Source organism: Candidatus Nitronauta litoralis (genome assembly GCA_015698285.1).
Lineage (GTDB): Bacteria > Nitrospinota > Nitrospinia > Nitrospinales > Nitrospinaceae > Nitronauta > Nitronauta litoralis.
Genome location: CP048685.1, coordinates 2616165 through 2628027 on the forward strand (window position 1 = coordinate 2616165; position 11863 = coordinate 2628027).

The 11863-nt window shown below is 48.7% G+C and carries 11 protein-coding genes; 2 read left to right on the plus strand and 9 right to left on the minus strand.

The features are described from left to right. Nucleotides 1–54: 54 nt before the first annotated feature. The 7 genes from G3M70_11910 to G3M70_11940 form a co-directional block, all read right to left on the minus strand. Entirely contained in the window at nt 55–426 is a 372-nt protein-coding gene (locus G3M70_11910) for a hypothetical protein (protein QPJ62536.1), read from the minus strand. 6 nt (nt 427–432) lie between these two features. After that, a complete protein-coding gene (gene pilO, locus G3M70_11915; GenBank protein ID QPJ62537.1) occupies nt 433–1008 on the minus strand; it encodes a type 4a pilus biogenesis protein PilO in 576 nt (191 codons plus the stop codon). A gap of 24 nt (nt 1009–1032) precedes the next feature. Next, nucleotides 1033–2808, minus strand: a complete 1776-nt coding sequence (gene pilM / locus G3M70_11920) for a type IV pilus assembly protein PilM (GenBank protein ID QPJ62538.1) — start codon at nt 2806–2808, stop codon at nt 1033–1035. 90 nt (nt 2809–2898) lie between these two features. Next, a complete protein-coding gene (locus G3M70_11925; GenBank protein ID QPJ62539.1) occupies nt 2899–4692 on the minus strand; it encodes a hypothetical protein in 1794 nt (597 codons plus the stop codon). Further along, nucleotides 4692–5948 (minus strand): type II secretion system protein, encoded by a 1257-nt coding sequence (locus G3M70_11930; GenBank protein ID QPJ62540.1) that lies wholly within the window; start codon nt 5946–5948, stop codon nt 4692–4694. The genes G3M70_11925 and G3M70_11930 overlap by 1 nt, the downstream gene beginning before the upstream one ends. 10 nt (nt 5949–5958) lie before the next feature. Then, nucleotides 5959–6417 (minus strand): prepilin-type N-terminal cleavage/methylation domain-containing protein, encoded by a 459-nt coding sequence (locus G3M70_11935; GenBank protein ID QPJ62541.1) that lies wholly within the window; start codon nt 6415–6417, stop codon nt 5959–5961. Nucleotides 6418–6429: 12 nt separating this feature from the next. Then, complete coding sequence (locus tag G3M70_11940; GenBank protein ID QPJ62542.1) at nt 6430–7008, minus strand: type II secretion system protein; 579 nt, start codon at nt 7006–7008, stop codon at nt 6430–6432. Nucleotides 7009–7977: 969 nt separating this feature from the next. Here G3M70_11940 and G3M70_11945 point away from each other — a divergent pair. Then, nucleotides 7978–8328, plus strand: a complete 351-nt coding sequence (locus G3M70_11945; GenBank protein QPJ62543.1) for an STAS-like domain-containing protein — start codon at nt 7978–7980, stop codon at nt 8326–8328. A gap of 14 nt (nt 8329–8342) precedes the next feature. Here the strand turns inward: G3M70_11945 and G3M70_11950 are convergent, their stop codons facing one another. Continuing rightward, nucleotides 8343–8552, minus strand: coding sequence for a hypothetical protein (locus G3M70_11950; protein QPJ62544.1), 210 nt, complete (start codon nt 8550–8552; stop codon nt 8343–8345). A 184-nt stretch (nt 8553–8736) separates the two neighbouring features. Between G3M70_11950 and G3M70_11955 the strand changes: the two genes are divergently transcribed. Beyond that, on the plus strand, nt 8737–9252 hold the full coding sequence (locus G3M70_11955) for a hypothetical protein (GenBank protein ID QPJ62545.1): 516 nt from the start codon (nt 8737–8739) through the stop codon (nt 9250–9252). Nucleotides 9253–9270: 18 nt separating this feature from the next. On the opposite strand, the gene G3M70_11960 is transcribed toward G3M70_11955, so the two are convergent. Continuing rightward, nucleotides 9271–11826: a SpoIIE family protein phosphatase gene (locus tag G3M70_11960; protein ID QPJ62546.1), complete on the minus strand. Its 2556-nt coding sequence runs from the start codon at nt 11824–11826 to the stop codon at nt 9271–9273. Between the last annotated feature and the right edge of the window lie 37 nt (nt 11827–11863).

Here is an 11863-nt window from a genome sequence, read left to right on the forward strand (position 1 = left end):
AGCTTTTTGGGGAGGGGTAGGCTGAGGGTGTTTTCGGTGGGGTCGTATTAAAAACTACCGGGATGTTGCGGGGGTGACACGGATGGAAAACGGTTTGCGTCTGAGGTTTAACTTGACGTACTCAGAGCCCTCGGCCAGGACCACGTGATTGGGGGCAATCTGGATAATTTCCCGGCCTTTTACCATGTCTCCAACCAGATAATTCCGGTTGTTGATGGTTGCCACCCGTCGGGTTTTTCCTTCAACAACGGCCTGCAGGTCCAGGTCGCTTACCGAAGGCAGTTGCCGACCTTTGTAAGTGACTCCAGAAGGCAGTTCAAAAGGGTTGGTGCGGCCTTTATCGGCCCAGGCAGAAGGGCAGATGCAAACGGCTCCCATTGCTGCGACCAGAAAAAGATTTGAAATTTTAAATTGTATTTTCATCATGTTGGGTTAGATAACAAATAGCCTGAGAGTTAAGCTGGTTTTTAAGCGCGGCAGCGTTTTAGGTTCCCGCACCACTTCCAGGTTTTCAACGGCAATGATCGCTGGGACTTCTTCGAGTGCCTGGATGAAGTTTCCTATTCCCGGGTACCCTGATTCCATCTTGAGGCTGATCTCAACCTTCCGGTATTGGAGATTGGGACCCCCCGCCGGGCTTTCCTCGCTGTTGATTGATTTCAATCTGATTCCGTGCAATGCCGCCTGGCGTTTAAGTACGCCAATCACATCCTGTACTTGACCGGACATACGGGTCTGGAAAAACTGCATTTCATCCTGGATACGGACAATTTCTCCCCGGGCCATCTGGATCTTTTGCTGAATATTCTGCCTGCGTAACCCGGATATCGCCTGTTGAAAACTGCCAATTTCACCCTGTACCTGTGCGATCTGGTTATCGATCGTCTTGAGTTTTTTAGTCAATGGATCGTATACAAAATTCAGATAACCGACACCCACCACGACCACTGCGACCAGTGCAAGGATGAGGCGTTCCCGGGTGCTTAATTTATCAAGAGCACTTGCCAATGTAATTCTCCAAAACCGTTAACTTTATAAAGGCATTTCCTGGCCGCGTTCTGCGGGGAATCCAATCAACTTGAACCTTAACCCTTCCTGGGAGTAAAGACTGCCATCCAGCTCGACCGTTTCCACAAGTTGAATCCTGGAAAACAGGAACGATTTCTCCAGTCGGGCCATCAGTTTTTCCAAAGTGTCCAGGGATTTAACTTCATCACCAAACACCTGCCCTTCCATATTCAGCAGGGAAAGGTCGCTGGAATTTTCATCTTCCTCATCCTCATTGTTGCCTTCATAAAATGCAGGAAGGTAGCTTACCTTTTCGAGGGAGGCATTGGATGGCATTCGTCGGGCCAGCTCTTTGAATATTTTGGGGAAGTCGATCCCCTTTTCAGAACCAAGAGGCATTTCGCCTATTCTGGTTTGCAGGTTCATTTTTTGCGCCTCGAGCCGGGCCAGTTCCTGCTTGGGGGCTTCCAGTTGGGAAAGCGATTGCTGTAGCTGGGATAATTGCTGTCGGGCCGATTGCAGGGTTGCTTCGCGATCTTCGACCTTGCTGCGCATCTGGCCGGTGAACAACACAAGTCCGATCAGGATCAACGGGACGATCGCCACACGCGCAAGCTTGATCAGGTCCTTTTTTATTGAAGGTCTGAATTCTTCAGGCAGCAGGTTGATTTTGTCACACGCCCCGAGACCCAGTCCGGTAGCTGCTGTCAGGCTGGGTCCGATCATCTGGGCTTCTTCTTCAGAAACTCCAGTAACCGGAGGATTGGACTGAATAAGGGGGTTGAACTGTTCGATTCGCAGTTCCAGCATTTCCGACAGGAACCGGTAAAATCCTTTCAGGCCTCCTGCGCCGCCGGATACCGTGAGACGCGAGATGTCGTCGCGTTTGAACATGTTTTTGAAATATTCAACCGACCGGTAAAGTTCTTCTGCCTGTTTGTTGAGCACGGGCAGTATGCGATCGAACAGTTCGTCGAAGGTGATCCCTTCGGACGTACCGCCTGTAGCTCCTTCCTCAGGCAAACCGTGTTCCATTTTAATTTCGATCGCCCGGCTTTCTTCAACAACAATGCGTCGACCTTCTATGTCTTCAAAAGGCTGCATCAACGCTTCGGTGACGTTCTGCCCGCCACTCGGGATTTCGCGAAAGAACAGGAGGTCGCTGCCTGCAGCAAAGTAGATCCGGGTACGTTCTGCACCCATATCGATATAACCTGTGACCTCGCCGCCCTCGTTGGTTTGCGATAAGGTGTTGTCGTAGGCCATCAGGGCCAGTGGAAAGGCATTGATGCCGAGTAGATGGAGCCCTGCATTTTTGACGAGGTGGACCTGCCGTCGAATGAATTCACCCTCTGCAATCACCGTCACCATTTCGAGGAAAGGGCTGCCGGCCTCCATTTTTTCTCCGGTGATGTAATAATCGACCTCCGCATTGTCGAGCGGAAACATGACTTCTTCCTGGGCATCCCACTTGATAGCCTCAGGAAGTTCAGCGACCGGCATTTTCGGAAGGGTGGTGCGACGGATGGCGACGTTCGAGCCGCTGACGGCGAGGTAGACTTTTTTGTTCTTGATGCCGCTGCTTTGGAACAGGTCGCGGATCAGGTCCGTGATTTTGGCATCGTTCTCCTGGATTTCCGGCGGAATGGGACGGTGGGCAAACTTGATGATCTGGAAGCCATCACCCTTGGGTTTGACCTCAACCACCTTGATGGCAGTCGACCCGATATCAAGCCCGATTGCTTTTTCGCCTTTTGCCATTAGAAATCCCAACGTGTTGAAAAATTTAGGAGTGCCCATTTGAGCTCAAAAGGCACTGCTTTAAATTATGTCACAGGGGATTTCCGCTGTCTATAGAAATAGAAAAATAAGCGCTAAAATTTCAATGAGTTATGGGGAGTCTGTGCAAAGTCCGCCACCGCCTGCCGGTGGAAAGGAGGCGAGAATAAGGGCCATCCGGTTGAAATTACCGGTCCAGCCGATTCCGAGGGGGGTTTGAGCTACAGGCACAGGGCGACTACCCATAACGCCACTGGAGGATGCAGCCAGGACCTGATTGTGAATTACATGGGTTCCCGCTAAGGGGAGCGGTCCAATACCTGTTCTTGTTCCCTCATATCCACCTGTAGCAATCATCGCGCCTGCAGTGAGAATATTTGCAAAGTCCTGCGTGATATTGGGAGAGACAGTGCTGGAATTAACAACAAATCTTTCCGGTGGGCCAACGGCATTGTTCAGGGTATAGGCGTGAAGAGTCTTGTCATCTATGGCACTGTCTGTGTAGGTGACGGTAATTGTGCCTGAATCACCAGCATTCACCGCCAGCCAGAACATGCCCAGCCCTGCCTGAAACCCAAAAGATCCACCTGCAGTAATGTTTTCGTTGGTGACAAGGTTCATTGGGGTTCCATTGAAAGTTGCGCTGATGGGAAGGGTGCTATCCGGTGAACGGGGTAAGACCCCGTCTTCTGCGCCAGCGACCACCACTAAAATCTGATTACCACCGGCAGGAACGGTGTAGTTCATTGAAATGGTGCGGTTGGCATGACCAAAGGCAGCCAGGACCAATGCCATTTCGTCGTTTGATCCTCCTTGTCGTTGATATCCAATATTCGTATAAGTAGTAGCCGTAGTTGCAGGTAGGTAACCCATGGCACCCTCCGAGCTATTGGATGGATTGTCGTTCCCAGATAATTCAACGTGGTCAGTTCCTATAGCCTGCAAATTATTGTCGTCCTTATAATGTGCTGCGGACATAATCATGGCGTTCGTGGTTTGGGTTGTTATATCTGTTCTGATTTGAGAAACGGGGTCATCATCATCATTAAAAAACACAACAGCTTCTGGCGGTGAAATGGCATTGGATAATGTGGCGATCCCTATCATTTGTGTGTCTGTTGTGTCATTAAAGGTCGCAACTACGTCTCCCGTTACCCCTGATGCTACCGGGAGGTAAAACATTCCGACGCCGGGATCTTCTCCTCCTCCGCTCGAAAAACCGCTGGCAGCAAGTGTCATTGGCTGACCCGCAAAAGTGATTCCTGAAGGAACAGATTGAGCATTGTGTCGTTCTTCCCCCCCTGCGCTAACTACCAGAACCAGATTTGACCCAACGGGAGTTGTATAGTTTGGAAAGGTAATCGTATTTGTACGTGTAGAATTATCATTCGATTGATAGTTTAAAACTGCAATTGGTGGAATGGTGGGGCCTAGAACCGATTGTGAATTGGTGACGATTACGGCCTGTACCGCGCCGCCGATAGCGTTTCGAGTCAGAATGTCGCTGACGGTTCGCTGGGTGTTATTGACAGTGCCAGTCGACGTGATTCCAATGGAGCATTGTTCCAGGTTGCTGAAAGAAACCTGGAAGTTACCCCGTCCAAGGTTTATTGGAGCGAAGTTCTGCATATTGATCCAGCTTTGGCAACCGTTGGCTCCGACATCGGTGTTGCACCGGCACTGGGGATCATTGCCCTGCAGGCATTTCGTGGCGTAACGGAAACCGGCTTCGGCATTGGCCTGGGCCTGCTCAGCGTTGACTGTTACCGCCGAGCCCTGGTGTTTGTTCTGTTGCTCGATAACGAAATTCATTCCGACCAGGCCCACGATAAGGATGCCCGCAATCACCATGAGGAGAGTGGCGACACCTGATTCGTTTTTTATTTGGCGGTGTAGTGTCATCATTAATCCAGTCCTGCAGCCCAGGCCAGTGTGCGGTTGAAAAGTTTTAGGCCATTTCGATTGAGAACCCGGCCACCTTCCGTGTAGTGACGCATTCCCAAAAATGCCCGCCTTGCCGGGGCCGGGCTGCCATTGACAAGAGTGCCTCCACTCTGGACCACCAGGAGTTTGGAACGACCCGCAATGGCGTACGAAATTAAACTGGTCACCTGATTAGAGAAACCCGTTATGTATCCTCTATCTGGCTGATTGATAGCCACACCATCATCAAAAGCAAAATTACCCAGGCCAAAGACCCGGGTAATGAAGTGATTTGCTATCTGCACTGTTCCCAATACTTCCTGCCCATTGGTGTCTCGATTCGTTCCCAGGCTGAACTCGTTGTAATCCTGCGCATACAGAGTGAGGATGGGCACAGAAATACCAGATAACCAGGAGTCAGCCGAAGCTCCTCCGCTCCCTGATAAAACCACTACATCAAAATTTGTGGGTGTCCATGTTTGATCGTTATCATTAAATAACGAAACATTGTGTCCCAGTACATTGGCCAGGTGGTTGTTATAGCCCACCTCCCTTTGAGCATGCAAATTGCCAGGGTTATTCACCACAAAAGCAACGCTCATTAATGGCCAGCGGTTTCTGATTTGAGCCGCGGTGACACCGGTAAAATCATAACTGGTTCCGGGGTCGAGTGAGGGACGTGTGACTTGCAACGTAATTTCAAACAATCCGTTAGGTGTTCCCGGGTCTAAAGGTAAGGGGGTTTCCCTGATTGAAAAACTGTTTACGTTTGTGGCCAGTGTGGTGGTGATGCCATTGCTGATTCTTTCCAGTGTCGTCCCATTCAAGTTGTAAATAATATCGTCGGTATTGGTATCGCGTCGTGCCGGGTCCAGAGGCATTTCCACATCTTTGGAAAACAGGATTCGTGTGTACACCGTACCTGGAACACAAGAAACTGCCGGGTTGCCGCAGCGGATGGGCCAGGAAAACTCGTCGACCTGCCGGAGCTCCCGCGCCATGAAATCCAGCGCCGTGTTGACATCTTCCACCACCTCCAGTTGGCCCGAGGCATCCTGGTTGGTTTGTATCAGGTTGGTGAGGAAGCTGAGGGTTACCACCCCGATGATTCCAATTAATAAAATGGAAACAATAATTTCGAGCAGAGTGAACCCGGCTTGGGAGATTGCACCTTTAGACGAAAATACGTTTTGTCTTTTGGTGATTATTCCTCCTGGATGTTCTGGTGTTGTCATCATAAATATTTATTCAGAACAAGTTGACCAGTTGAAAAGGAGTCATACCGCCTGCTTTCCTGGTAACCGTTAAGGTGATTTTTTTGCCGAATGTACCTGATCCCCCAGTATTGGGAGTTCCTGCGCCCACATCTTCAACCAGCCAACTGAATTCATATTGGTCATAGGGGGGAGTAGTGCAATCGATATTAAAGTTGGCTCCAACCGTTTGGGAAGACTGGAATCCGGCACATGTTGGGAAGTTGGCAGCATTGGGGAACCTTGCCAGGGTTTCATTTTTGATCCCCTGCATCTGCCGGGTTGCGAGAAATACAGCTTCAGTAAAGTATTCGGGTTCCTTGCTGTCATCCAGTCCGCTGAAATAATTGCTGAAGGTGGGAACCGCGATGCCGATCAGCACAATCGACATGATAATCTCGATCAGGCTGAAACCGCTTTCAGTATTTTTTATCCCATTCCCGTGTCTTTTCATTTGTAAATTCTTTTACAGACTGGCAACAGTGATCATGCCGGTAAATTGTTGAATCGTGATTTCTATTGTTTGTGTTCCATTGGTGATTCGCACAAAATCTGTTGGCGTTCCAAAGGCAGGTTCTCCAAAACGGTTATAGCCCAGGTTTTTTGTTGGCGATGAGATCGTTATATTTTGGGGCAGTGTCCGGGTCACCCCATTCCCGCCGGCATCAAACGTGTTGTAAGTATTGGCTCCAAGAGTAAATGTAATGTTGAGAGTTCCTGTGTTCTGGCCCATCGCCAACCGCTGCAAAAAACGAAGATCGGACCGCACGATCTGTCCTGCCGAATTGATATCTATCGTATCCGTTGTGATCTGGGGTAGCGCCACTGCCGCAAGGATTCCCAATAGCAGAATGGTGCTGAGGATTTCGATCAGGGTGAACCCTTTTTCGGAGGAGACCTTTGCATAACCCCGAAAATCAAAAGCAAATGGGAGATTCTTCGCGGAACCTGTCCTGCGCGAAACGAAAGGTCTTAGAATGACATGCTGTTGTTTTAATCTGTCACACTGAGTCCGTCGAAGTGGGGCGTTCTTGTTTCCATTCATTAAAAAGCACTTTTGCAGAGGTCTATTCTCGGAACGGATTACACCTTTCCTTCTATTGCCTGCTAACCTGACAACACGTTTCATATCAATTGATTATATGAGGGGAGGGGATAGGTGTCAAAAGCCTGAAGGGATTCTTTTTCGGGTGTTTATGCTATCCCGCCAATTTCAAGAAAATTGGGTCTTCCGCAGGCGGGTGCTAGCCGTACGGGCGACGAGAACCTTTTTTCGAAGCTCTTCCTGAAAAGGGGAAAAGAGCGTAGCTTTAAAACCAAAATCCAAGGCGAGATTCTTCACTCCGTTTCACTCCGTTTCACTTCGTTCAGAATGGCAGTAGGACATTTGCTGGGTTTAAAAATTCCGGAGTCAAGAAGCCGGAAATTTAAAAATTCAATGAATTTCAGTACGTCATTCTGAAGGCCTCCATCGACAAGTCAGTACGAAGCAAAAAGCCATTGCATGTCATTCTGATGAGCCGTTAGGCGAAGAAGAATCTCGCCTTGGAATCTCGCCTTGGAATCTCGCCTTGGAACTTCGGATTTAGGTGAAGATAAATTTCCCCTTTGTATTTAAGGGGACCTTTGATAACCCCCAAATAGGTCATCTTAATCTAATCGGAGCTATGGCCAAAAGCCCGTCATCGCGAGCGACTGTAAGGAGGGTGGCGATCCAGATTTTCAGATTGTGCATCCAGCCAGAGGCCATTTATTGAGATAATTGGATTTCTTTTTAGTCAAAGGCGGGAAATAGAATAAAATGGTACAGGATTCCGCCGCCCACTATGAACACGTAAAAAAACCAGATACAGAATCCACGAAGTTTTTCGGCGTTTTCTTTCTGGCGGGGGGTTGGCGGTGATGGCATGGAAATCCAATTCTCGTAGAAGGGTGATTTTTGAAAAAGGATTGTAACCAAATCATACGCGAAACTCTATAGTCACAGACATTTAAAAGCGAGTAATCAGTCATTATGCGAATAAAATTGAGCGAATTGTGCGGGCCGCGTTGTGCAGGTCTTGACGACGGGCAAAAAGTATACGAGCAACTATTTACGGAGTTGATAGAAAAGCGGTCGGTGGATCTTGATTTCAGCGGGGTAGAACTGGTTTTTTCTCCGTTCCTGATGGGAGCCCTGGGCAAGCTATTAAATCACTTCGAAAAGGAAACCGTGATGCAAAGAGTGTCGTTTTGCAATATCACTGAAGAACATTTAAGGACGGTCAACGATTTCCTCAACAGGGCGGACCAGCAGGCAACGGAGCAGTCCGATGCCGAAACCATGCAATCCCTGTTTGAAGAGGATGGCATCGGAGATATTTAGTCGAACTTGCAGGCCTACAAGCCGTTGCGGCGGATGCGTCCCAGGTATTGCTCGACTTCAGCCAGGCTTGGCTCCAGTTTGTAGGGTATTTCCTCGGTCAATACTTCTTCATCTCCGCTGATATTCAATTGGGATTGCGAAGCTTCAGTATTTCCGGTTTCGGAATACTGCTCTTTTGCTTGTTTAAGAAACCCTGAAAACATGGCTTTCAAATTCAGGCTCATGATCGCCTCCGGCTCAATTGGTGTTACAGTATTTATCGGTCATTTTTGTTGGGAAATTAATTGATTCCGGTTTGTTGTCGGTTAAACAACGGGTTTCATTTTGAGGGGGCAGAAACCATTTTCTTCCGGAGATTTGAGCATTGTCCGGATAGAATGGTTTTTTAATTTGGAAAAGTAAATCAATATGGTCCTATACAAAGCTTATTCGCTGATTCCTTCTTCGCGGTTGACCCTCCCGCATGAAGAAGAAGACATCCGGATCGATTGGGTGTGCTATTTGCGCGATCACAACCTGCCTTGCAATAAATTCATTAAAAACTTTGAGGAATTAAGAAGATCAGCGGAGGAGAATCACGATCCCGGTTATCTACGGTGGCTTCAGCAGCGGACAAATAATCTTCTTGAATCAGAAGAAGTTGAAGAATTGAAGGAATATCTTTCAGAGAAGTATGGTTTGCCTGTTTATATTGAAAATGTTCCTCTGCCTATAGATGTGAACAACCTTCCCTGGTTCAAGGAGGACTACGTGAACAGCATGGTCATCCTGAGTGGCAGAGACGATCCTTTTACCTTGTCATGCTGCATTGTCGGAATGGTGGCTCCGTTCAAAAATATTTCGAGTGTTGATACGGTAAAACAATTTTTAGCTGAGGTGGATCGGCAACGGTCCAGTAAAAATTATCCCGGGGATTTGGTTTAAGCTTGTTCAATCAGAAAATTATAAAATCTTGAAGGCCATCAGAGTGAGGTCGTCTGAAGGATCTTGCGGGTGTCGGAATTGAGTGATAGCGCTCTGGATTTTTATTATCAGTTCTTCCGGTGTGCCGGTGTGGGCCTTGAATATGGTTTCGAGCCGGTCCAGTCCGAAGGGTTCCCGTTCCGGGTTGATGGCCTCGTTTGCTCCATCCGTAAACGTTAATACCTGATCGCCAGCCTCAAGATCAAAGTCCATGCGTTTGTAATCGGTGGATGGCATGATGCCGAGGGGAATGCCGCCTTCTTTAGCTTCCTGTCGGAGGCTACCATCTTTGCCCGATCGGACAAACACGGGGGGGTGCCCTGCATTGGAGGCGCTTACTGAGTTTCGTTTTAAATCCAGCATGAGATAAACCGCCGTGGCAAACATGCCTCTCCGCGAGCGGCGACATTGAAGATCATTGACTTTGGACATGATACGGGACGGGTCTGTTTCAAGTTGGGATACGTTGCGTAGATCGCTCAATAATTGCGCCATGAACAAAGCTGCCGAAACCCCTTTCCCGGAAACATCCCCAAGTACCAGTCCCAGTCGTTCTTCGCCAAGATCGATGAAGTCATAGAAATCTCCACCGACAAACTTTGCAGGAACACTTTGTGCTGCAAACAACACCCCGGGCGGGGAAGGCGGTTTTTCTGGTAGAAAGCCTTCCTGTACCAGTTTGGCCACTTCGAGTTCGTTTTCAATTTTTTCCTTTTCCAGGGTGAGTTGCTGGACTTCCTCCTGGATTTTTTTTCGTTCCGTGATGTCCTGTATAGTTCCTACCAATTTAATGGGTGTGCCGGTTTCATCCAAAATGGCTTCACCCTTTCCTAAAACATATCGGATGGTTCCATCAGGCCAAACGATTCGATGTTCCATTTCCAGCGGTTTGCCTGTGGCAACGCATTCTTCGATGATGTGGTCTACCTCTTCCCAGTCGGAAGGGTGAACGGCTTTTTCGAATTGTCCTGCGGGGGTTTCAAAATCCCCCGGTTTATAACCCATGATGCGATAGGTTTGGTCCGACCAGCGGACTTCGTCTGTTTTCATTTCCCAAACCCAATTGCCTAATTGGGCGACTTCCTGGGCTTTGGACAGATCTTCCTTGCTCTTGGCCAGATCTTTTTGTGCGGACTCCCTGTCTTTAATTTCTTTTTCCAGGCGTGTGATCATTGGATTGCTGATTCCGAAGAACAACCAGGCACCGAGAGCGATGGCGACTGCACCCAGGCCACTGGTGAGAAGTGCCGCCTTAATATAAGGTGCCCGTAATTCTTCGACATCCATTTTAACAACCAGCCCGAGGGCCAGTTCCGGCACTGGTTCGAATGCAGCCAACACCTTGACACCACGGTAATCGTTGCCAGTCATGACACCTGACTTTCCCATCAGAGCCCGCTTCATGGGAATCGCTTCAGCAGATTGCATTTCAATAACAGGCATGCTGTTGCTTTGATTATAACGTTGATGGAGCATGAATTTTATTTTGCCATTTTCTTTGCGGGCAAGGGCGAACTCTCCTGTTTCTCCGAATCCCGGGTAGTTTTTCTGGGCATCGCGAATCTGGCTTAGAGTGGCTTGATAAGCTCCCTGAGGCAGTGCAGCCGGATCGATTCTTTTATTAAACCGTCCTATTGCTTCCACCAGCCGGGCCTGGCTTTTGACTATTTCGATCATCCTTTGGCGTTGTTGAATAAATCCGGTCTGGTAAAGAAAATATATGGAAAACACGGTAACGCTGATTACGACTCCCGACATTATGAGGATCAATACCGCAAGGCGCTGTCGGCTGCCCATGTGTTCGACTGCGCTTGAAGTGATCAGTGCGAGAGCCAGAATAAAAACGATCATTCCAACTGTACTGTATGCCATCAGGTTCGATTCCATGGTGAATTTCCCATGAAAAGGAATGTGATCCAGAGGTACCAGGTCCGCGGCAGCCATTCCCGTGTAGTGCATGCCACAGACGGCCAGTCCCATGATCATGGCTGCTGATATTTTTTTGCAGTTCTGTCGGACAGATTCCCCCGGTTCCATTTTCAGGAATATCCACAACGCGGCGTTGGCTGTTGTTATTGCAATGACAACTGATGTAAGGACCAGTGCCGGATTCCAGATAATTTTTCCGGGAAACTCAAGGGCAAACATACCCAGGTAGTGCATGAGGATGATTCCCATACCCATGAGAAACCCGGACTGGGACAGTATGCTGCCGCAAACCCCTTCCTGGACAATGCGTCGAAACCCATAAAAAGTCACGGCGATGGCGATTATGAGAGATAAAACTGTAGGGACAAACCGGTAGGTGACATTGACCGGGAGGTTCATGGCCATCAGGCCGATAAAATGCATCGACCAGATCCCACCTCCCATGCTGACACTGGCGCCGGCCAGCAACCGCTTGCACCGTTTTTCTTCCGGGCATTGCCGGTAACGCAGTATGAGGGTCAGTGCAACGAAAGCCCCGAGGACAGCGATTACATAGGATAGGGTGACCAGAACAGGGTCATGCCAGGATGTGAGAATGTTATCCATAAGTGTTTTGTTAAACTAAAAGTAAAGCTGGGAAGAG